The organism is Salinicola corii, assembly GCF_008298015.1.
In the GTDB taxonomy this organism is placed as follows: domain Bacteria; phylum Pseudomonadota; class Gammaproteobacteria; order Pseudomonadales; family Halomonadaceae; genus Salinicola; species Salinicola corii.
The window spans coordinates 149920-172211 of the sequence record NZ_VTPX01000001.1; the positions used below are offsets into that span (position 1 = coordinate 149920).

At 62.6% G+C, this 22292-nt stretch carries 19 protein-coding genes; 10 read left to right on the plus strand and 9 right to left on the minus strand.

The annotated features are described in order from the left end of the window. Window positions 1–2 precede the first annotated feature (2 nt). Window positions 3–923, minus strand: coding sequence for a LysR family transcriptional regulator (locus F0A16_RS00715; protein WP_239023658.1), 921 nt, complete (start codon window positions 921–923; stop codon window positions 3–5). Between the two features lie 238 nt (window positions 924–1161). Here F0A16_RS00715 and F0A16_RS00720 point away from each other — a divergent pair, with 238 nt between their 5' ends. The 8 genes from F0A16_RS00720 to F0A16_RS00755 all read left to right on the plus strand — a co-directional run bounded on the left by F0A16_RS00720 (window position 1162) and on the right by F0A16_RS00755 (window position 10037). After that, the gene (locus F0A16_RS00720; RefSeq protein ID WP_149433492.1) at window positions 1162–2682 is read left to right on the plus strand and encodes an ABC transporter substrate-binding protein; all 1521 of its coding nucleotides are present in this window, start codon (window positions 1162–1164) and stop codon (window positions 2680–2682) included. A 76-nt stretch (window positions 2683–2758) separates the two neighbouring features. Then, window positions 2759–3676, plus strand: a complete 918-nt coding sequence (locus tag F0A16_RS00725) for an ABC transporter permease (RefSeq protein ID WP_149433493.1) — start codon at window positions 2759–2761, stop codon at window positions 3674–3676. A gap of 10 nt (window positions 3677–3686) precedes the next feature. Further along, window positions 3687–4622 (plus strand): ABC transporter permease, encoded by a 936-nt coding sequence (locus F0A16_RS00730; protein WP_149433494.1) that lies wholly within the window; start codon window positions 3687–3689, stop codon window positions 4620–4622. Beyond that, on the plus strand, window positions 4622–5641 hold the full coding sequence (locus F0A16_RS00735; RefSeq protein ID WP_239023659.1) for an ABC transporter ATP-binding protein: 1020 nt from the start codon (window positions 4622–4624) through the stop codon (window positions 5639–5641). The genes F0A16_RS00730 and F0A16_RS00735 overlap by 1 nt, the downstream gene beginning before the upstream one ends. Further along, window positions 5638–6681 carry an ABC transporter ATP-binding protein gene (locus F0A16_RS00740; RefSeq protein WP_239023660.1) on the plus strand — a complete coding sequence of 348 codons (1044 nt, stop codon included), beginning with the start codon at window positions 5638–5640 and terminating at the stop codon, window positions 6679–6681. Before F0A16_RS00735 ends, F0A16_RS00740 begins: the two co-directional genes overlap by 4 nt. 61 nt (window positions 6682–6742) lie before the next feature. Continuing rightward, entirely contained in the window at window positions 6743–8161 is a 1419-nt protein-coding gene (locus F0A16_RS00745) for a M20 family metallopeptidase (RefSeq protein ID WP_149433495.1), read from the plus strand. Then, window positions 8149–9345 carry a M20 family metallopeptidase gene (locus F0A16_RS00750; RefSeq protein ID WP_239023661.1) on the plus strand — a complete coding sequence of 399 codons (1197 nt, stop codon included), beginning with the start codon at window positions 8149–8151 and terminating at the stop codon, window positions 9343–9345. Before F0A16_RS00745 ends, F0A16_RS00750 begins: the two co-directional genes overlap by 13 nt. Before the next feature lie 164 nt (window positions 9346–9509). Continuing rightward, entirely contained in the window at window positions 9510–10037 is a 528-nt protein-coding gene (locus F0A16_RS00755) for a hypothetical protein (RefSeq protein WP_223119678.1), read from the plus strand. An 81-nt stretch (window positions 10038–10118) separates the two neighbouring features. On the opposite strand, the gene pip is transcribed toward F0A16_RS00755, so the two are convergent. Next, entirely contained in the window at window positions 10119–11075 is a 957-nt protein-coding gene (gene pip, locus F0A16_RS00760) for a prolyl aminopeptidase (protein WP_149433496.1), read from the minus strand. 235 nt (window positions 11076–11310) lie between these two features. On the opposite strand from pip, the gene F0A16_RS00765 reads away from it, so the two are divergent. Further along, window positions 11311–11682: a diacylglycerol kinase gene (locus F0A16_RS00765; RefSeq protein WP_149433497.1), complete on the plus strand. Its 372-nt coding sequence runs from the start codon at window positions 11311–11313 to the stop codon at window positions 11680–11682. Window positions 11683–11695: 13 nt separating this feature from the next. On the opposite strand, the gene F0A16_RS00770 is transcribed toward F0A16_RS00765, so the two are convergent. The 3 genes from F0A16_RS00770 to F0A16_RS00780 are packed head-to-tail and all read right to left on the minus strand — an operon-like array spanning window position 11696 to window position 15595. Beyond that, window positions 11696–12307, minus strand: a complete 612-nt coding sequence (locus tag F0A16_RS00770) for a nucleotidyltransferase family protein (RefSeq protein ID WP_187775868.1) — start codon at window positions 12305–12307, stop codon at window positions 11696–11698. Next, entirely contained in the window at window positions 12297–13268 is a 972-nt protein-coding gene (locus F0A16_RS00775) for an XdhC family protein (protein ID WP_149433499.1), read from the minus strand. Before F0A16_RS00775 ends, F0A16_RS00770 begins: the two co-directional genes overlap by 11 nt. A gap of 50 nt (window positions 13269–13318) precedes the next feature. Further along, entirely contained in the window at window positions 13319–15595 is a 2277-nt protein-coding gene (locus F0A16_RS00780) for a xanthine dehydrogenase family protein molybdopterin-binding subunit (protein WP_149433500.1), read from the minus strand. A gap of 348 nt (window positions 15596–15943) precedes the next feature. Between F0A16_RS00780 and F0A16_RS00785 the strand changes: the two genes are divergently transcribed. Continuing rightward, a complete protein-coding gene (locus F0A16_RS00785; RefSeq protein ID WP_149433501.1) occupies window positions 15944–16450 on the plus strand; it encodes a MarR family winged helix-turn-helix transcriptional regulator in 507 nt (168 codons plus the stop codon). A gap of 108 nt (window positions 16451–16558) precedes the next feature. Here F0A16_RS00785 and F0A16_RS00790 read toward each other — a convergent pair whose 3' ends face one another. The 4 genes from F0A16_RS00790 to F0A16_RS00805 form a co-directional block, all read right to left on the minus strand. After that, window positions 16559–17731, minus strand: coding sequence for an SIR2 family protein (locus F0A16_RS00790; protein WP_149433502.1), 1173 nt, complete (start codon window positions 17729–17731; stop codon window positions 16559–16561). A gap of 7 nt (window positions 17732–17738) precedes the next feature. Next, complete coding sequence (gene phnN / locus F0A16_RS00795; protein ID WP_149433503.1) at window positions 17739–19799, minus strand: phosphonate metabolism protein/1,5-bisphosphokinase (PRPP-forming) PhnN; 2061 nt, start codon at window positions 19797–19799, stop codon at window positions 17739–17741. 5 nt (window positions 19800–19804) lie between these two features. Next, window positions 19805–20677, minus strand: coding sequence for a carboxylating nicotinate-nucleotide diphosphorylase (gene nadC / locus F0A16_RS00800; RefSeq protein WP_149433504.1), 873 nt, complete (start codon window positions 20675–20677; stop codon window positions 19805–19807). A gap of 234 nt (window positions 20678–20911) precedes the next feature. Continuing rightward, window positions 20912–22222 carry an MFS transporter gene (locus F0A16_RS00805; protein ID WP_149433505.1) on the minus strand — a complete coding sequence of 437 codons (1311 nt, stop codon included), beginning with the start codon at window positions 22220–22222 and terminating at the stop codon, window positions 20912–20914. Window positions 22223–22292 lie beyond the last annotated feature (70 nt).

The window sequence follows — 22292 nt, forward strand, 5'->3', positions numbered from 1 at the left end:
CGTCATGGCTTGCCGGCTTCCATCATCGCCTTGAGATGCTCGAGAAACGCCGCGGTCGCTGGCGGTAGGGTACGATTGGCCAGCGTCTGCAGCTCCACGTGCCGCGCGTCCATGCCGGCATCGCGGATCGGCACCGCGACCAGCCGGTCATGCAGGAGTCGATGGCGAATCGAGATCTCTCCGGCCAGGGCAATGCCGCCGCCCAGCATGGCGAAATTGACCAGCGCCTCGGTGTAATTGCTGGTGAAGATCGAATCGAAGATCAGGTTCTGTTGACTGCAGCAGATATCGAATAGTTGGCGCAGCGTGGTCTCCGGTGGCGGTAGAGCAACGGCGTGAGGCTGCAACTGCGCCAGCGTCACCTGGCGCCGGCACGCCAGCGGATGTTCGTGGGCCATCAGTGCCTGAATGCGCGAACGCTGGCGTGATTCCACCTGAATGTCGCGCTCCGGGGCGAGGCTGAAGGTCAAGCCGATATCCGCTTCTCCCTCACGCACCTTGTGCGTCACCTCGGCCGGCGAACTCACGCTGAGTCGGAACTGAATACCTTGATAGCGGCGTCGAAATTCGATGATCGTCAGCGGTATGAAATCCACCGCGAACCCTTCCGAACAAGCCAGACGCACCGTGCCGAGTTCGAGTCCTTGAAGTGCCTGAATCTCACCGGCCACGCGCTCGGTTTCCAGTTGCATACGCCTGGCATGCGCGGCCAGCAATTCCCCGGCGGCGCTCGGCACCATGCCTCTGGCTCGACGCTCGAATAGCTGAGTGTCGAGTTCATGTTCGAGCCGGGTGATCTGCCGGCTGATCGCCGAGGCGGCGACATTCAGACGAACCGAGGCTTCGCTGATCGAGCCGCTTTTGACTACCGTCAGGAAATAGCGCAGTGCGGTTTCCTGCAGCGCGCGGCTATTCATCGCCATATCGACTCATGAAAACTTTCTCCGTTGTTTTTATTGTGGTTTGCCGAAACGGCAACGACTGATTCTAAACATTGTACTTGTGGCATGGGTAGGCGTTCGATAGCTTCAAGTGAAAGGGCGTTCTCTCGACAAGCGGATCCACAACACAAGAGCCTCCGCCAATGAGTCGCCGCCGGCGGTATTTCGGATGCTCGTCCAACAACACGCTCTCATCCAACAACACAACAATGAGGTTGAAATGCGATCTAACCTGACGCTTCGCCACGTCGTGGCTGGCACGGCACTGTGCTGCCTGTCGCTACCCGCGCTGGCCAACAAGGCCAACGATACGCTGGTCTACGCTTCCGACAGCGAACCCGAGAACATCAGTCCGTATCACAACAATCTACGGGAAGGGGTGATCATCTCGCACCTGGCGTGGGATACGTTGATCTACCGCAACCCCGAGACCAACGACTACGAGCCGATGCTCGCCACCGAGTGGCACTGGGTCGACGACACTACCCTGGAGATGACGCTGCGCCAGGGGGTGACCTTCCAGAATGGCGAGCCGTTCAACGCCGATGATGTGGTCTTCACGTTCAACTATGTGGTGTCGCCCGACTCGAAGGTGGTCACGCGCCAGAACACCGACTGGATCAAGAGCGTCGAGAAGATCGACGACACCCATGTCCGCTTCCATCTCGACGGGCCTTTCCCGGCGGCACTGGAATATCTCTCCGGTCCGCTGCCGGTCTTCCCGGATCAGTACTTTCAGAAAGTCGGCCTCGAAGGTTTCAGCAAGCAGCCGATCGGCACCGGCCCATACCGGATTACCGAAGTGACGCCGGGGGAAGGCGTCAAGATGGTCCGCAACGATGACTACTTCGCCGATAGCCCGATCGGCACGCCACATATCGGCAAGCTAGAGTTCAAGGTGATTCCCGATCAGGACTCCCGCGTGGCGCAGTTGATGACCGGTCAGGTCGACTGGATCTGGCGCGTCCCGGCGGATCAGGCCGAGCAGATGAAGGGAATGCCCAACCTGACCGTGGATAGCGGCGAGACCATGCGGGTCGGTTATATCTCCTTCGATGCCGCCAGGCGCGAGAACTCGCCGTTGAGTCATCTCGAGGTTCGCCAGGCGATCAATCACGCGATCAATCGACAGGGCATGGCCGACAATCTGGTGCGGGGCGGCAGTCGACCCCTTTATGCGCCATGCTTTCCAGCCCAGTTCGGCTGCGAGACCCAGGACGTGGTCGAGTATGCCTACGATCCCGACAAGGCCCGTCAACTGCTGGCGGACGCCGGCTACGGCGATGGCTTCGAGCTGAATCTCTACGCCTACCGCGAGCGGGACTACGCCGAGGCGATGATCGGCGACCTGCGCAACGTCGGCATTCGCGCCAATCTACGCTTCATGACCTCGCCGGCCCTGCTGGAGCAGCAGCGCGGCGGCAACACCGACATGTCGTTCAAGACCTGGGGCTCCTACTCGGTCAACGATGTCTCCGCGTTCACCAGTGTTTACTTCGGCGGCGGCGCCGACGATCACTGGCAGGACGAGCAGGTCCAGCAGTGGCTGCACGCCGGCGACACGTCCGTCGACCCCGAAGTCCGCAAGGAAAACTATCGCAAGGCGCTAAAGCGAATCTCCGAGCAGGCCTATTGGGCGCCGCTATTCTCCTACTCCACTTACTACGCCTACACCTCCGATCTGAACTTCACGCCCTATCCGGATGAGTTGCCGCGCTTTGCCGAGGCCAGCTGGAAGTAACGCTTTCCGATATCCATAACCAGCCCGCGCGGCCTCGACTCGATGAGGGCTGGGCCGCGTGGCGTGAGGAGGTTCCATGGGCACTTTCATCGTCCGCCGGATTCTGGTCGCGATGAGCGTGGCGCTGACCATCTCGATCGTCAGCTTCATGCTGCTGCATCTTTCCGGTGATCTGGCGACCTCGATCGCCGGGCCGGAGGCCACCGCCGAGCAGGTCGAGCAGATCCGCGTCGATTACGGGCTCGATCGGCCCATCGTCAACCAGTACCTGGATTGGCTGAGTGGCGCGCTGACCTTCGACTTCGGCCGCTCCTATTACTACCAGAGCACGGTGATCGATCTGATCGTCGATCGCATGCCGATCACCTTGACGCTGGGTGGCCTCGCACTGGCGTTGGCAGTGGGCATCTCGATTCCGCTCGGCGTGCTGGCGGCGCTCAAGCGCGATACCTGGATCGATCGGCTGGCACTGCTGTTCGCCGTGGTCGGGCAGGCGATGCCGAGTTTCTGGTTCGGTCTGACGTTGATCGTGGTCTTCGCGGTGACGCTGCAATGGCTGCCGGCCGCCGGTAGCGACGGCTGGCAGCATTTCGTGCTGCCGGCGATCGCGCTGGGCTATTACGCCACGCCCGCGATGATGCGACTGACGCGGACCGGCATGCTCGAGGTGCTCGAGTCCGACTATATCCGTACGGCACGCGCCAAGGGGCTGCGCACGGGGTCGGTAATCTTCAAGCACGCGCTGCGCAACGCGATCATCCCGGTAGTCGCGCTGGCTGCCGTCGAGCTCGGTTTCATGCTCGGCGGTTCGGTGGTCATCGAATCGGTGTTCTCGCTCAACGGCCTGGGCCAACTGGCCTGGGATGCCATCTCGCGCAACGACTACCCCGTGGTGCAGGCCGTGGTGCTGATCATCGCGCTGTTCTACATCGTGCTGACGCTGCTGGCGGATGTCGCCAACGCCGCGCTCGATCCCCGCATTCGCACCCGCTGAGGAGAAGGACATGACGACTTCGAACGTTTCGCCAACCGTTTCTTCAGCATCGCCGTCCGGCACCGCTCTGGGCGAGATTCCGTTGCCGGCGCCGGCCTGGTCGCGAGTGACGCGGCGACTGTTCGGCCATCGTGGCTTGGCGATCGGCCTGATCGTGGTCGGGCTGGCGGTGCTTATTGCCATCTTCGCGCCGCTGCTGGCACCGCACGACCCGTACCACCAGGACATCGCCAATCGCATGGTCCCGCCGGTCTGGCATGCCGAGGGTTCATGGGAACACGTGCTGGGCACCGACAAGCTGGGCCGCGACACCTTGAGCCGTCTGCTCTTCGGCACCCGCATTTCGCTGACCATCGGACTGGTGGTCGCGCTGATCTCCGGCGTCATCGGCACCACGCTGGGCGTGCTGGCCGGCTACTTCGGCGGGCGCGTGGATGCGGTCATCAGCTACATCATCACCACGCGGCTGGCGATGCCGGTGGTGCTGGTGGCATTGGCGCTGGCCTCGCTGACCGGTGGCTCCTTGACCACGGTGATCCTGCTGCTGGGGCTGCTGCTGTGGGACCGCTTCGCGGTCGTCTCGCGTTCGGTCACCCAGCAGATGCGCGATGCCGAGTACGTCTACGCGGCACGCACGCTGGGCTGTTCGTTGCCCTACATCCTGCTGCGCGAAGTGCTGCCCAACATCGCCGGTTCCCTGATCGTGGTGATGACCCTGGAAATGGCTCACGCGATCCTGCTCGAGGCGACGCTGTCGTTTCTCGGCATGGGCGTGCAGCCGCCGCTGCCGTCATGGGGACTGATGGTCGCCGAAGGCAAGGCCTACATGTTCTTCCAACCCTGGGTCATCGCGATTCCCGGTATCGCGCTGTTCGTATTGGTGCTGGCGATCAATCTGCTCGGCGACGGATTACGGGATCTCAACGCACCGGGAGGGCGCAACTGATGTCGCGACTCGAGGTGAACAACCTACTCGAAGTAAAAAACCTGCGCGTCGATCTGCCGGTCGAAGCAGGGACGCTGCACGCCGTACGCGGGATCGATTTTCATGTCGAGCGCGGCGAAATGCTCTGCCTGGTGGGGGAGTCCGGCTGTGGCAAGTCGATGACCTCGCTGGCCCTGATGGGGCTGCTGCCTCGCAAGTCCCGGCTCAGTGCCGATCATCTCCAGTTCGATGGCATCGATCTGACCACGCTCTCCGAGCGTCGCCGCAGCGATCTGCGCGGGGCGCGCATGGCGATGATCTTTCAGGAGCCGATGACTGCGCTCAACCCTGCCTACACGCTGGGCAACCAGCTCTGCGAAGGGCTGATCCGTCATCGCGGCGTCAGCCGGCAGGAGGCGCGCGAGCGGGCGATCTATCTTCTGGAGCGCGTCGGCATCAGCGCCGCGAAAGACCGTTTGAACCAGTATCCGCATCAGCTCTCCGGCGGGCTGCGCCAGCGCGTGATGATCGCCATGGCGCTGATGTGCGAGCCGGACCTGATCATCGCCGACGAGCCGACCACCGCGCTCGACGTGACGATCCAGGCACAGATCCTGCGTCTGCTGCGGGAGCTGCAGCAGGAGTTCGGCACTGCGGTGATCTTCATCACTCACGACCTTGGGGTCGTGGCGCGCATCGCCGATCGGGTGGCGGTGATGTACGCCGGCGAAGTGATCGAATCGGCACCCACGCCGGCACTCTATGCCAATCCGGCTCATCCCTACACCCGCGGGCTGTTGAGCTGCATTCCCGCGCCGGGCAAGACGCCGCCCGGCAGTCGGCTGCAGGCCATTCCGGGCGTCGTGCCCAGCCTGGTCGGGCACGTCGAGGGGTGCGCCTTTCGCAATCGCTGCCCGCAGGCGCAGCCGACCTGTGAACAGACCCCGCCATTGATGTCGCTACCCGGCGATCACCGAGCCCGCTGTCACTATGCCGATCGCCCGGTACCGGTACCGCTTCAACCGGAGATGAGTTCATGAGCGCACATTCGACCACCGAGGTCGCCGGCTCTCGCCCTGCGCTGGAAATACCTGACCCGTCCATGGCGCCTCGGACTGCGCGAGCGTCGACGCCGGCCCTGGAGCTTTGCGGACTTTCGAAAACCTTCACGCTGGGCGCTGGACTGTTCAAGCGTGGACGCACGCTCGGTGCGGTCAGCGATGTTTCGCTGCGGATCCCGCGGGGGCAAGTCATGGGGCTGGTGGGCGAGTCGGGCTGCGGCAAGAGCACGCTGGCCAAGATGCTGCTGGGACTGACGACGCCGAGCGACGGCGACGTGCTGGTCGATGGCAAGCCGCTACGGGGGGCGAATCAGAAAGCGTTGGCGCGTCATATCCAGCCGATCTTTCAGGATCCTTACTCGTCGCTCAACCCGCGTAAACGAATCGCCCAGATCGTCGGATTGCCGTTGCAGGTGCACGGCATCGGCACGTCCCGCGAGCGGGCGGCACGCGTCGCCGAAACCCTGGATGTGGTCGGGCTGCCCCGACGCGCCGCCGACCAGTTCCCGGGCCAGCTCTCCGGGGGCCAGCGCCAGCGCGTGGCCATTGCCCGCGCGCTGATCATGCGTCCGGACATCGTTATCTGCGACGAGCCGACCTCGGCGCTGGACGTCTCGGTCCAGGCGCAGATCCTCAACCTGCTGCTCGATCTCAAGGCCGAGTTCGGGCTGACCTATCTGTTCATCAGTCATGATCTGGCGGTGGTCGAGCATCTGGTCGATCGAGTGGCGGTGATGTATCTGGGGCGCATCGTCGAGGAGGGGACCCGGGAGCAGATCTTCGGCTCGCCGCGTCACCCTTACACCCGGGCGCTGCTGGATTCCGCGCTGACTCCTGAGCCGGGGTTGGGCGTGCCGGATATCGGGCTGGGCGATGCTATGCCGGACCCGAGCGACCCACCGTCCGGCTGCGCGTTTCATCCGCGTTGCCCCAAGGCGCAGGCGCTCTGCCGTCAAACGCGCCCGCGACTGGAAGATATCCAGGGCGATAACGCCCGAGTCGCCTGCCATTTTGCCTGAGTTCGTTCGTCGCGACCTGCGACCCGTTCACCCCTATTTCGTAGTCAACGAGGAGAGATTCATGGCGCGACCACAAGCGCTGCAGCACGCCTGGCAAGCCTTCGACAGCGGCGAGTTTTTTCGCCAGCTTGATGCACGCGTCGCGGTGCGTAGTGAAAGCCAGGAGCCGGATCGTGGCAGCGAACTGCGACGTTACCTGACCGACTTCGTGATTCCCGATATCGAGAAGTTGGGATTCACCTGGGAGATCGTGGATAACCCGGTTGCGGGCTTCGGGCCGTTTCTGCTGGCCGAGCGCATCGAAGCCGAGGCGGCGCTGACACTGTTGACCTACGGCCACGGCGATGTGGTGCGGGGTTACGATGGGCAGTGGCGGGAAGGGCTTTCGCCCTGGCGGATCGTGGTCGAAGGCGAGCGCTGGTACGGGCGCGGCACCGCCGACAACAAGGGCCAGCACTCCCTCAATTTCGCGGCGCTGAAGAGCGTCATCGACGCGCGCGATGGCAGGCTGGGTTACAACGTCAAGTTGATTCTGGAGATGGGGGAGGAGACCGGCTCGCCAGGTTTGAAGGCCGTCTGCGAAGCCTATCGTGATCGCTTGTCGGCAGATCTGTTCATCGCCTCCGACGGCCCGCGACTGTCGGCGGATTCACCGACGCTGTTCCTGGGGTCCCGCGGCTCGTTCAATTTCGACTTGCGCCTGCGTGCTCGCGACGGCGCTCATCACTCCGGCAACTGGGGCGGGGTCCTCTCCAATCCGGCCACCCGGCTCGCCAACGCCTGGGCGACGCTGGTCGACGCCCATGGCAAGATCCTGATCGACGGTCTGCGACCGCCGGCCATTCCTGCCGCAGTGAAGGAGGCCGTTGCGTCGCTCGAGGTCGGTGCGACGCCAGGCGATCCGGAGATCGACGCGAGCTGGGGCGAGCCGGGACTGTTACCGGCGGAACGGCTGTTCGCCTGGAATACCCTGGAGCTGCTGGCGATCAAGGCAGGCAACCCGGACGCGCCGGCCAACGCCATTCCCGGAGAGGCCTACGCGCACTGTCAGCTGCGCTTCGTTGTCGGCAGTGAGCGGGAACGCTTCCTCGATCATCTACGTCAGCACCTCGACGCCCACGGCTTCGAGGATGTCGAGGCCAGCAGCGCGCGCATGTCGCAGATGAATGCGACGCGACTCGACCCGACGGATCCGTGGGTCAGTTGGGCACTGGCATCGATGCGTGAATCCAGCGGCAAGACGCCGACGCTGTTGCCGAATCTGGGGGGCTCGCTGCCCAACGATGTCTTCGCCGAGACGCTGGGGTTGCCCACGCTGTGGGTGCCGCACTCCTATCCGGCGTGTTCGCAGCACGCGCCGGATGAACACGCTCTGGCGAGCATCGTACGGGAAGGTCTGGGTATCATGGCCGGGTTATGGTGGGATCTGGCCGAACACGGGCAGGACATACTAAAGGAGCGCGAGCAATGGCATCGCTGACCGAGGCGGAGACGATGATGGCGACGGCCTGCGACTGGCTGGCCGATCAGCAGGCAGAGATGGTCGACTGCCTGCAGACACTGGTCGATATCGATTCCAACAGCTATGACAAGGCCGGCACCGACGCGGTGGCGGACGTCATTGTGGGCTGGCTGGAAGCCGACGGGATTGCCGTGACGCGCACGCCGCGCCCGGACGCTGGCGATATTCTCGAGGCGCGGCTGGAAGGGGATGGCAGCGATGCGAGCGTCGGTCACGTGCTGATGATGGGGCATCGCGATACGGTGTTCCCGACCGGCACCGTCGCCGAGCGCGGCTTCACCCGCGAGGGCGATACCGCTTTCGGTCCTGGTGTTGCCGACATGAAATCCGGGCTGGTGCTCAATATTTTCGTACTGCGGGCGATCAAGCGGCTGGCGCCGTTGCGGTTTCCAGTGCGTGCGCTGTTCACGGCGGACGAGGAGATCGGCTCGCGGGATGGCACGGCGTTCATTCGCGAAGCGGCCAGCGGCGCACGTGCCGTGCTCAACGCCGAGCCCGGCAGAATCAGCGGCAACGTGGTCACCGGTCGCAAGGGCGGAGCGGCCTTTCTGATCGAAGTGACCGGCAAGGCGGCGCACTCCGGTGTCAGCCATGCCGACGGCGCCAGCGCCATCGAGGCGCTGGCGCGCAAGATCGTCAAGCTGCACACGCTGACCGACTACGACAGCGGGGTGACCACCAACGTTGGTCTAATCGAGGGGGGCGTCTCGCGCAATACCGTGGCGCCTCGGGCTACGGCACAGCTGGATACGCGCTTCGTGACCAACGAGCAGCGCGTCCACCTGCTGGCGGCGATCGAGACGATCATCGCCGAGGAGGAGATTCCCGGCACCCGGGCGACGATCCGTCAGACCTCCGGCTTCCTGCCGATGGAGCCGGCCATGAGCGAGGCGCTGTTCACGCGCTACCGGGCCCAGGCCGAGAAGCTTGGCTTCAACGTCGGCGGCGAGTTCACCGGCGGCTGTTCGGATGCGGGGACCACGGCGAGCCTCGGTATTCCTACGCTCTGCGGCACCGGCCCGGTGGGCGCCAAGATGCACACCGACGACGAGTACTGCCGGCTGGAAACGTTGGTGCTGCGGGCGCAGGCCGTTGCGGCGACGATCATCGATCTCGCGGTCGAGGAGACGATGCCGGCGTGAACCACGACGTCCGGGTGGTTCGTCAATCGGCGTGACGTATCTTTAGGTTACGCCCTATGACGGTTCGTTTTCATTGTGTCGATCAATGACACGTTTCGGCTCCCTCGCGGCGCTTGCGACGTTTCATAATCGAGTTCGTCCCCGTTGCACGGGGAGCCAGCAGAATGCGCGAGGTTCATGCCGATGTCATGGAACCGCGCCAAAATCATCGAAACGAACTTCTGCCAGGGGAAAAACCGATGTCTACTGTGACACCGACGGGTGACAGTCCCGCCAACCAGCCTTCTTCCTTCTCTTCCTTCGAAGATCAACTCACCGTCGCCCAGTCCAGCAAGATCCTTGCGGACTACGTGAAGAACCATGGTGGGGCGGTGTGGAAAAGCGATCTCGAGGCGCTGGCCAACGACACCAGCGGCGATACGCCGCCGGAGGTTTCCGCAGCCGCCAGCTATATGCTGAGCCACCCCGATGTCTACACTGCCATCGAGACCCTCGACAATCCGAACGCGGATGGTCTGTCCGGTCACTGGAACTTTCAGGACGCCGCCAATGGTGCGCTGGGCAGTACCGGGACAATGGCTGACCTGAAAGACGTCTTCGACCGCGCCATCAAGAGTTCTGCCGAGATCACCAAGCTAACCACCGAGAAAAAGACGGGGCTCGACGCCACCAAGCAACGCCCCCAGAACTGAGTCGGCACGGCTCGCAAGAACGGGAAACTGCCAGCTTCCCGTTCTTCATTCGTGTCCATGGTCGCGCCCCACGTCCCCGAATCATACGCGGTCAGCGAATCGATCGGTCGCCCTTACCAGCGTGGACATGATCTCCGGCTCGCTGAAAGCGTGGCCGGCTGCCTCGACGATCTCGAGCGTCGCATCGGGCCACGCCTTCGCCAGATCCCAGGCGTTCTTGAGTGGGCAGACCATGTCGTAGCGGCCATGAATGATGACGCCGGGAATGCCGGCGAGGCGGTCGGCCTGGCGTAATAACTGGTCATCGAACTCGAAGAAGCCCTTGTTGATGAAGTAGTGGTTTTCGATCCGCGCGAAAGCCAGGGCGAAATGGTCGGCGGCATGCGAGGCCGTGGCGTCGACCGGCATCAGCTTCGAGGTCTCGCCTTCCCACACGCTCCAGCGCCGGGCCGCCTCGAGCTGGCGTTCGATATCGTCGCCCTTGAGCAGTTCATGGAAGGCAGGAATGATATCGTCGCGCTGCTCTTCAGGAAGAATTTCCACCAGACGCTCCCATTTTTCGGGGAACATGTTGCGCGCGCCACTCTTGTAGAACCAGTCGAGCTCCTGCTGGCGCATGGTGAAGATGCCGCGCAATATCAATTCACTGACGCGGGCTGGATGTCGCTCGGCGTAGGCGAGTGCCAGCGTCGATCCCCAGGAGCCCCCGAAGACCTGCCACTGCTGGGCATCGATCATCTTGCGCAGGCGCTCCATATCCTCGATCAGCGTCCAGGTGGTGTTGTTGTCGAGGCTGGCATGTGGTGTCGAGCGGCCACAGCCGCGTTGATCAAACAGCAGGATGTCGTAGCGCGCGGGGTCGAACAGCTGGCGGTGGATCGGCTTGCAGCCCCCGCCCGGTCCTCCGTGGAGGAAGACCACCGGTTTCCCGTCCGGGTTGCCACAGCGCTCCCAGTAGACCTGGTGGCCGTCACCGGTGTCCAGGTGGCCGCTGGCGTGAGGTTCGATAGGCGGATAGAGCGGGTTGGATTCGGACATGGTTGACCCCGTTGGAAACGTGACGCGGCATCATATTGGTGTAGCGCAAGCATAAAGGCCGTGCGGCGAAGGAGCCAGAGACGCCGCGTCGATTGGGACACCGTGAGTCGAGAGCGTTACGTAACGGCGATGATGTCGTCATGCGGCTCTGCTACCATCGTCGCCTATACTCGGCAGCGCGCCGATACTCGGTCACGTTAGAGGGCAGTCGCCAACCCGACTGCAACGGACATCCATGAAATCTCGCGATACCGGTTTTCGCCACCTGATCTACTCCACCGGATACTCACTGAAGGGGCTGGTGGCGGCATTCCGCAACGAGACCGCCTTCCGCCAGGAAGTGGCGCTCTGCATCGTGCTGCTGCCCTTTGCCTGGTGGATCGGCAAGAATCCCGTCGAGTGGCTGGTGCTTGTCGGCAGCTGCATCTTCGTGCTGATCGTCGAGCTGCTCAACAGCGCGGTGGAAACCGTGGTCGACCGGATCGGCCCGGAACATCACGAGCTTTCGGGACGCGCCAAGGATATCGGCTCGGCGGCGGTGATGCTGGCGCTGGGAATGGCGGCGGTAACTTGGGGGCTGCTGGCCTGGGACAAGTTCTTCGGCTGACAGAACGTCGCCTTCATGGCGGACCGTGCAAGTCCTGCGGCGTATCGATATCCCGCCAGATGCCGTCGTCGCCGACATCGACGACCGATACGGCCTGCTGATTGGCCTGCACGACGTTCCTGGCGCCCTCGCCACCTTGCAGCTCGGCGAGCATCGGCCAGAAGTCTCGCCCGAACAGCACTGGGTGGCCGCGTCTTCCTTCATGGCAGGGGAGGACGATGCGTTCGGCACGGGCGTGATGATTGAGTTGCCCACAGGTGGTGGCTTGCAACCACGGCATGTCCGCCAGGATCACGGCAGCCGCGATCGCCGTTTCGCCCTGCACCAGCAGATGGCGAAATGCGTCACCAAGGCTCCCCCCCAGCCCGTTCCGCGCATGGTCGGCGGCCAGTCGCCGGTGCGTGCCGGGCCCGAACGCCGCGCCCAGTGCCAGGTCATCTTCCGGACGCGTGACTAGCCACCAGTGGGGATAGACCCTGGCGACCATCGTCAGCGTGGTTTCCAGCAGGGTTCGACCATCCTTCAGCCTGACCCTGCGCTTGTCCTCGCCGAAGCGCCGGGAGACGCCGGCCGCCATGACCAGCGCCATGACGGCTATCTGTTCGGACTGTGGTTCAGAGTTCATGGCGCGACTTGCCGCGCCGCACGCGGAGCACATCGGCGACGACGGCGAGGGCGATCTCGGCGGGCGTCTTGCTATCGAGGTGGAGCCCGATCGGCATGTGGATGCGCGCGATGGCGTCGTCATCCAGCCCGCCTGAGCGCTTGAGGCGTTTGGCCCGCTTTTCGGAAGTGCGTTTCGAGCCCATCACGCCGATGTAGAACGCTGGCGTTCGCACGGCTTCGATCATGGCCAGATCGTCGATCCGAGGGTCGTGGGTCAGCGCGACGATGGCGGTGGCGGCATGAGCTGCGCCGGAACCGATGAACAGCGATGGCAGCACCGACTGCAGCTCGATACCCTCGATAGAAAAATCGCGCCGGGACTCTTCCCTGGGATCGCAGACGATCACCTCGAAGCCCAGCGCACGGGCGAATTCGGCGCAGAAGCGGGAAACCGGCGAGATCCCGGCGATGATCAGGCGTAGCGCGGGCCCCACGCGAAGGTGTATGACCTCGCCATCGCGCTCGACACGAGGGCCGTTCTCGCCGGCTTCGACGAAGCGTTTGCGACCGCTTTCCAGATCGATTCGGCGCACCAGCGAGCGCTGGCCGAGTAGGGTCGAGTGAAGCACTTCCAGCTGTGTCAGGGTCTCGACATCCGGCGTCAGGCGCTCGACGAGCACATCCAGAATCCCGCCGCAGGGCAGCGAGACCTGGGGCGATTCGTCGGCCCCTTCGCCGTAGCGAACCACCGACAGCGCTTCGCCGAAATGTCCTTCGGCGATCCTGCCGAGAAAATCTTCCTCGATGCAGCCGCCGGAGAGCGAGCCGACATGGCTGCCTTCCGCTTTCGCGACCAGCATCGAGCCCGGTTCGCGCGGCGATGAGCCGAACGTCGCCAGAACGCTGCAGAGCCAGATCGTTTTGCCGTCATTGGCCCATTCGAGAGCCGCCTCGAGGACCTGGAGATCAATGTGTTGCATGGGGGGAACGTATCCTTGGTGACCGATCGGCAAGCTTTCGAGGCTGGTGCTCAAACCGCGGTGGTAACACACTCATTGGCACAGAGGATATTCCTGACTCGCTCCGGCGTGAACGGTGGTTGGCGAAAACGTGCACCCGTCGCGTCATATAGTGCCGCTGCGATTGCCGGAGCACCCGGCAGCGAGGCGGATTCGCCGACGCCCAGCGGTTCCCCGTTGGCATTATCAAGCAGCAGCACATCGATCGGTGGCACTTCGTCGAAGCGCAGAATCGAGTAACCGCCCCATTCGCGACTGATCGGTAACCCCTTTTCGAAGCTTACCTGCTCCTTGAGCGTGCGGCTCAGTGTCTGAATGACGTTACCGTGCACCTGATGACGTACACCAGCCGGATTGATCATCAGTCCAGCATCTTGTCCCACGACAATCCGGGTGATGCGAATGCGTCCGCTCTCGCGATGGACCTTTAAGGTAACGGCCCAGGCCGCGTAGGCTGCGCCAAAGCCCGGAAACTTGCTATGGACATAGTGGCCATAGGCAAAGCCATGCCCTTCAAACCAACCTTCCTCCTGCTCGCTGCGAGAGCGATCGAACCAACGCGTACGCTCGGCGACTGCCCGTACCAGGCCCTGCGGCCGGGGTTCCAGATAGCGTAGCCGATATTCTACCGGATCGACGCCAGCGCGTTCGGCCAGTTCATCGATGAAGCTCTCGTGGGCGAAACAGTTGGGGAGCGCAGATACCCCGCGCAACCAAGAGGCCCGCACGATCGGCGCGACGTCGTCGCAGGCGACTCTCAGATTCGGGTAACGATAAGGAGGAACGGAGGTTCGATCTCCCATCTGAAAAGGAATATCGCTGGGTTGTCTGGCGCCGGTCAACAACAACGCCAGCGTCGGTGCATCGTTGGATGGATAGCGGGTCACGAAGTCATAGGCACAAAGCGCGCCGTTGTCGTCGGCACCACCGCGAACGTCCATCAACTGCGCGGTTCCCTTCGGCTCCCACCCGTGTTCCTGAGCGCGATCCAGCTGCACGCGCACCGGCCGGCCCACAACGCTTGACAGCAGAGCGGCATCGGCGCCGACGTCATCGGCGCAATTGCGCCCGTAACAGCCGGCCGCCTCATGGCGCTGGATTTCGATGCGGCTTTCGTCCATCGACAGCAGCATGGCGAGATCGGCGCGCAGGCTATGGGGATTCTGGGTGCCGGAATGGAGCGTCAGATGACCGTTGCGATAATCGGCGACCGAGCAGGAGGGACCGATCGATCCGTGCAGTTGATAGGGCCAGACATAGGTGCGTTCGAGCACTGTCGATGCCGAGGCCAGCGCCGCATCGACATCGCCCTGTTGCGTCAGCGGGCGATGTTTGGCCGGTTGGCGGCGCAGCGCGGTTTCGAGATCGTCGAGATCGGGAAGTTCCGGCAACGGGCGCCAGCGAACCTTGAGTCGCTTGGCGGCGAGCGCGGCCTGTTCTTCTCGCTCGGCCACCACGCCGACGAAGTCTCCTTCGACGACCAAGGCAACGAAGCCAGGCAGGTCCCGCACCGACGCCTCGTCGGCTTCGATCAGGCCGTGACCGACGAAAGTGCCCAGATCATGCCCTACGTAAGGTGCGCGCACGACGCGTCCGTGAAGCATGCCGGGCAGGCGGACATCGTGGACGTAGATGAACTCTCCGCTGGCCTTGGCCGGGATATCGACCCGCGGTGTGCTTCGTCCCACCACTCGATAGTCACGACTGGCTTTGGTGGGAACTTCGGTGTCGACCTTGAGTGCGATGCGTTCACCGGCCAGCAGTGACTCGTAGCGCAGCATGCGGGTTACGTCGTCGGTCGCACGGCTGGCGTCGTTCTCCAGTACATGAACGACGCCGTCGTCGACATGCAACTGTTCCACCGGCATCTCGAGGCGCCGGGCAGCCAGCGCCAACAGGTGTCGCCTGGCCTGGGCGGCAGCGCAGCGCAGAGGGGTGGCGGAAATCTGAATGGTGGCGCTGGCAATGGTCGGCCCCTGGTTCGGCACCTCGAATGGATTGCCCAGTACCATGTGGATGCGCTCGACGCCGACATCGAGCTCTTCAGCGACGATCTGTGTCAGCGCGGTACGGATGCCGGTGCCCAGATCGACATGGCCGTTGAAGGCAAGAAAGCGACCGTCGGCAAGCAAGGCGATGAACAGCTCCGGCTCGGTAGGTATGAAATCCGAGCGCGTACCTGGCTGACCAGCGGCGGGTTTCGGCGGTACGACCGGGTCGCGATAGATCACCAGCATATCGGCGCCCTGCAGTAGATGCTCTCGAGTGGGTAGGGGGGGCGATGTCATGTCGCATGGCCTCTGTTGTTATGGGTGAAATTGTTGCCGAAATTCTCGTCAACGAATTCTCGGAAAATGCGTGTAGTCGTTGTTTCTGACTTCATCGATGATTTCTTGTCTGTGGCATCGATGTAAGATTAATTAATATAAAACAGCAAGATGTAGAATTTTTATATTTGAAGGTGGATAGAGTTTGACCAGATGGTGTAACATTTTTCCAGGAAATTACGGCGACTGCGCCTGAAATTACAGCCATGCACGAACCTTTTCTTTTGTGTGCCAAGCCGGTCGTCGTGACGAAATCGACGGCGCTCGGAGAACGGCGCTTCGAGAGTGGTGCTTAGATAGAGTGACATCATGTCGAATTCCTTCAGTCGTGCCTTCGGTGATCCGGATACCTTCGATTCGGAGCCGACAGCGACCGCGACGCCCCACCAGCAGGATTACGAATTCTCCGAGCAGGTCGGTCATCTCCTGCGACGAGCCTATCAGAGGCATACCGCGATATTTCAAAGCCAGAGCTGCGACAGGCAACTCACGGCCATTCAATTTGTCACGTTGTGTACGATTATGGACAACGGCCCCAGCGCGCTGACCGATCTGGTCAAGGCGACGGCCATCGATCCCGCGACCATCCGTGGTGTGATCAAACGGCTCAAGACGCGCGACTGGATTTCGCTGTCTTCCGACCCGAGCGATCAACGCAAGGTGATCGTTGACATCACGCTGGCCGGTCGCGAGCTGGTAGCGACGATGGTTCCTCGAGCCAAGCGTATCTCCGACATGACGATGGGCAGGCTCAACCCTGCCGAGCGTGTTGCCTTGATGCACCTGCTGGAAAAGATGAACGCCTCCGAGAGCTGACAGTGTTGACCCGGGATACGTCCTTGGGATATTTGGGTTGCCTATCCCTTGCCGACAGTGATGTCGCTATAGCTGCTGTCGACGGCGGCGAGCAATTAGCATCCGCGTTCATGATTGCGATACCCCGCCGTGTTCGATGACGCGCTGACAGAAATCCTCGAAGCGGCCACTGAAATAGTGCTCACGCGGCCAGCCGGTACGTGGCAGATAGAAGAACATCTCCTCCAGCCGCGATTTGATGGTGGCGTGATTCTTGGTGTCGATGACAAAAACGTGCTTGCCGGTAGCGTCGAAGGGGCTTTCGGCCAGTTGGCGCAGGATGAAACGCACTAGGGAATCTTCCTGCGGCATGCTGTAGCCGACGATCACCAGTACGTCGGTCTCGCGCAGCAGACGCACGGCCTTGGGGAAGACCTGATGGAAGTAGGGCTCGTCGTAGTCCTGTACCTGGGATGGCAGGATCAGCAACGGTGGCTCTTGGCGAATTTCGGCGTCGCTGCGCTGGCGATACTCGAAGTCGAAGCCTTGCGCGGTCGGCAGAATCTCGAATCCGCCATTGATCTTGATCACGTTGCGGTCGACGGTACGCGGTAGATGCTCCCAGATCGTGCCGCCACAGATACGCTGTGGTGTCACCCCGCGATAGAGGCGACCGAAGACTGGCGCATCCTGGCGATAGACGTGTTCCAGTATCGTCTCGATAGTGAAGTCGTAGTTCGTGGTCAGGAAATGGTAAAGCGGCCAGTTGGTACCCAGATCCACGCTGCTCGCATGGTCTTCCAACGCGGCGAAGAAGTGGGTAATGGCACGTTGGCCCCGGCTATCGTAGGGCGAGGTAAAGCGCAGGCTGTCATCGTCGACGTTATGGATATCGCAGGCGGCGGTGAAGCGGCGCATGACTAGCGTCCGCAACTCGTTGATGCTCAGGCGCAAGTTCTGATCGTCGAAATAGCGGTTGCGAATATCGGGGTAGCGCACCTGCATGTCGAGCACGTAGCGTAGGTTCTTGAACCGCTCGAAGTCCAGGTGGCGGTAATCCTCCCAACCGATGACATGCATGAGGTGCTGCAGGTTGGGAAAGTCACGGATGTCATCCAGATCGATGGCGAACAGCTCACCGTCGGTGGGGGAGCGCGGATCCCATGCCTTGGAGAACCCGGCGCCACACCAGAATGTCACCACGGGTGGTTTGCGCTCCTCGAGATTCTGGCCGAGCAGGTTGCCGATCAGGCGCCCGAAGGCGTCGACCGTGGCGGCGTTACTTACGTCCGTCGACGACATGGCATCATCACTCCTGTTGCAGCTCGAAGGCATTGCCCGTCAGGGCAAAGGCGACGACCCTGTCGAGTGTGCTCTGGCTGGAGGTATAAAGGCGGTAGAGCGGCTGCCCGACTTCGACCCGCTTCCCCTTGTTGGCGATGAGATCGAGTCCGGCCAGTGTGTCCCCTGGCGCGCCGGTGAGTCGAGCGATCGAATTGAGTCGCCAGATATCGATATGATCAATGCGTCCGGAAGTCGGCGCGGTGATATCGGCATGAAAAGGTCCGGGAGCGGCTGGAAGTGCACGTCGTCCCTGCAGATCAACGATGCGTTCGAACTGAGCTTTTGCAGCACCACCGCTGAGAAGGGCCTCGGCACGCACACGGCCCTTGCCCGGTGCCACATCCGGTGCCCAGTCGAGCAGTGCACCGGCGAAATCGAGCGCCTTGTCACGCAGATCTCTCGGTGCGTCGGGTTCGTTGCCGAGCACTTTCAGGATATCGCGCGCCTCCAGGTTGGGGCCGATGCCTCTGCCCACCGGCTGGGTACCATCGGTGATCCGCGCCAGTACCCGCATGCCGAGCGCCGCACCCACCGATTCCATCAGTTGCTTCAGCTCCTGCGCTTTTCCCTGGTTCTGCAGTTTGGCCTGGGGGCCGGTCGGTAGATCGACGACCAGATGGGTCACGCCGGCGGCCAGCTTTTTGGACAGGATAGAGGCCACGCTCATTCGCGCCGAGTCCAGATCCAGCGGGCGCACGATGGCGTTGGTCATGTCGTCGAAAGGCGTATGCGACAGACGTCCGTTCCAGACGATACAGCCGTTGGCCCCGTTGACGACACGGCGGACATCGTCCGGCCCGAGTTCGACGTCGGCGAACAGCGCCATGGTGTCGGCCGTGCCCGCCGGTGAGGTAATCGCGCGTGAGGAGGCTTTGGGGATGATCAGGCCATGGGCTGCGACGATCGGAATCACGATCAACGTGATGCGGCTGCCGGGCAACCCGCCCATCGAGTGCTTGTCGACCACCATCGGACGGTCCCAGTGCAGCGTCTGGGCAATACGCGCGCGGGCGCGGGTCAGCTCGATAACCTCGTTGTCGTTGAGGTGATTGGCCAGACTGGCCAGAAACGCCCCGGTCGACGCTTCGTCGAAGCGATTGTCGGCGATGTCGTGGACCACGCTGGAGAACTCGTCCTCGTTCAACGAATGGCCGCGGAGCTTGCGCCGAAGCGCCGGTGCGCCGACGGGCGGCGGTGCCGGTTGCAGCTGCAGTGGCATGCCGGCGATCAGCCCGAGCCGGGATAGGGTGGCGCGAGCTAGGCCGATGGCATTGGGAGCCAGCCAGCGGTCGTCGTCTACCCACTGCACTTCCAGCACTAGCGGCCGACCGAGAATGTCGACCTCGACGCGAGGTGCGGGTAGCGCCTGGATAGCATCGTGCAACGGATGGCGGAGCGAGAGAAAGCCGATCAGCCGAGGGCCGGTATCGATTGGCAGATGATGAATTGGCGTGTCGCCACCGCAGGCACGGGCCAGGGCGATGAGGAAGCGTTCGATGCCGGTATTCAGATCGACACCGTTATCGACGCGATAGTGGTCGATACCGTTCGGTGCCTGCCAATCCAGCGCCTGAAGGCGGCCGAGAATGTCGCTGGTGGTTTCGCGCCCGCGAGTCGACAGGCGCTGCGCGCGAATTTCGCGCGATGCCGTGACTTCGATCACCGCGATCGGCAAACGCAGTTCGGCAATGGTGCCTACGACCTTGCGCGACACGTTGGCCAGCACCGTACGCCCACGCGCGAGATCGTCGCGAATATCCGCACGTAGTGCATAGCGCAAGCCGTGAGCGTGCCAGTGAATCAGAAAATCGCCGGTCTTCAGTGCCGTGTCGAAATCCGACTCGCTCATGGACTGATGATCTTCACCGCCCGCATCGGCGGGGCGGGTAATGATCCGCCGGGTCAGGATTATATGTTGAGTGCAGGCGTAGTCGGCCAGCGCGCGCTCCATCAGGGTATCCTTGCCGGCCCCGCTGGGGCCGACAATCAATACCAGTAAACCGCATGGTGGATTATCCGAACGCATCCCGTTCACTCCGCATCGTCGAGACCGATGTCCAGCGCCGGCGAGGACTGCGTGATGCGCCCGACCGAAATGAAATCGACGCCGGTCTCGGCGATGGCGCGGATGGTCTCCAGACGCACGCCGCCGGAAGCCTCCAGCAGGACGCGACCATCGACCATGGTCACGGCGCGCTGCATCTCTTCCACCGACATGTTGTCGAGCATGATCACGTCGGCGCCGGCGGCCAGCGCTTCCTCCACTTGATCGAGACGGTCGCACTCGACCTCGACCTTGGTCAGTACCGGCACGCTGGATTTGGCTCGGGCAACGGCGACGGTGATGCTGCCGCAGACGGCGATGTGGTTGTCCTTGAGCATGATGCCGTTGTCCAAACCCAGGCGGTGATTGCGCCCACCACCGCAGGCCACGGCATGCTTTTCCATGGCACGCAGGCCCGGCGTGGTCTTGCGTGAGTCGATCAGTTGCGCCCTAGTGCCGGCGATACGCTCGATGTAGGTAGTGGTGACGGTGGCGATGCCGGAAAGGTGTTGGGCCAGATTCAGTGCCGTACGCTCGGCGGTCAGGATGCTGCGCGCCGGTCCTTCGATCTTGAGCAACGTGGTGCCTTTGTCGACCTGCTGGCCATCCTTCGCCAGCACTTCGACCTTGATGCTGGCATCGTAGAAGGTGAACACGCGAGCGGCAGCAGCAAGGCCAGCCAGCGTCATCGGCTCGCGGGCGCGCATCTCGAAGCGGGCGGGCAGCTCGGCGTCGATCAGTAGCGTGGCGGTGAGATCGAAATAGCCGATGTCTTCGCGCAGGAAAGCGCGGATCTGGTCGTCCAATACCAAAGGATCGAGCTGCCAGGCTTGGGGGACGTTGCGATTTTCTGGGGTCATGGCTCGAATGTCCTTATTGGTTTTTGTCCTGGTTTCGTCGTAGAGATAGCGCACTTTGAGCGCGGGCGCTGAGAGTACCGTCACGCAACCGGGCTACCAGAGTGGCACGGAGGCCTGCGCTATCTCCAAAACGCGACTTGGCAGCGTGCCATCTAGGGCGGTGTCAAGGCCGTCGATATGGCATGGTAGGAGATGGTACTCCTCGCGGCACGGAGTAAGAACAGAACGAGCGGTTCAACGGTTGACCTGATGTTTGGGCAGGGCAATGACCAGCAGGCAGGCCAGCAGCAGAGTCGCCGCGAAGCAAAGCAGGGCGATCACGTTGCTCCCGGTGAGGTCGAGAATCCAGCCCATCAGCGAATTGCTGACCAGGCCGGCAATGTTGGCCAGCGAGCAGGCCAGCGCGAACCCCGTCGCCGCCGCTTGCCCCTTGAGGAAGGTCGCCGGCAGGCTGAAAAAGACCGGGATCGCTCCCATGATCGCGCAGGACGCGATGGCGAACACGATCACGGTCGCCACGGCGTCGTGGGCAAATAGCGTGCTCAGTGACATCGCCGTCGCGCCGATCAGAAACGGTACGATGATGTGCCAACGGCGTTCACGGTGGCGGTCCGAACTGAAGCCGACCAGCAGCATGCCGATCAGTCCGGCCAGGCTGGGAATCGAGGTCAGCCAGCCAATGGTCGAAGCTTCGGTCACGCCGGCGTTGCGGATGAACGTTGGTAGCCAGAAACCGATGGCGTAGGCGCTCAGCAGAATGGCGAAATCGATACCACCCAGCATCCACACCTTCAGATTGAAGAAACCGTCGTGAAAGGTGGTCTGCTGGCTCGGGTTGGTGGCATTGTCGCGGGCCAGCTCCCGCGCCAGGATGTCGCGCTCGTCGTCGCTTAGCCATTTGGCCCGATGCGGGGTATCGGGTAACGCGATCAGCAATATCAGTCCCAGTAGAACGGTGGGAATCGCTTCCAGCAGGAATAGCCATTGCCAGCCGGACAGCCCGTGCCAGCCATCCGCATGGGCCATGATCGAGCCGGAGACCGGCCCGCCGACGAGGCTTGAGAGTGGCAGACCGATCATGAATAGGGCGATGATGCGGCCTCGGCGCCAAGAGGGGAACCAGCCGGTCAGATAGAACAGCACACCGGGCAGGAATCCAGCTTCCGCCGCACCCAGCAAGAAGCGCAATAGATAGAACTGCCAAGCCTGGGTTACCAGCATCGTCAGACCGGAGAGGATGCCCCAACTGATCATGATGCGGGCGAGCCATAGCCGTGCGCCGACCTTCTCCAGCACGACGTTGCTTGGCACCTCGAACAGGATGTAGCCGACGAAAAACAACCCGGCGCCGAGACCGTAGGCGGTCTCGCTGAACGAAAGCTGCTCGGCCATCTGCAGCTTGGCGGAACCGATGTTGATCCGATCGAGATAGGCCGTCAGATAGCACAATCCCAACAGCGGAATCAGGCGCCAGATCACGCGTTGGTAGAGTTCGTCATGGGATGACACCTCTGCAGTGCCGCCCACCGAGGAGGGGATGGACATAGCGATTCCCAATCGTTGTTGTTGCTATTGTTGTTTGCCACCGCCAATCTGATGCGATCGTCGAGCTGGC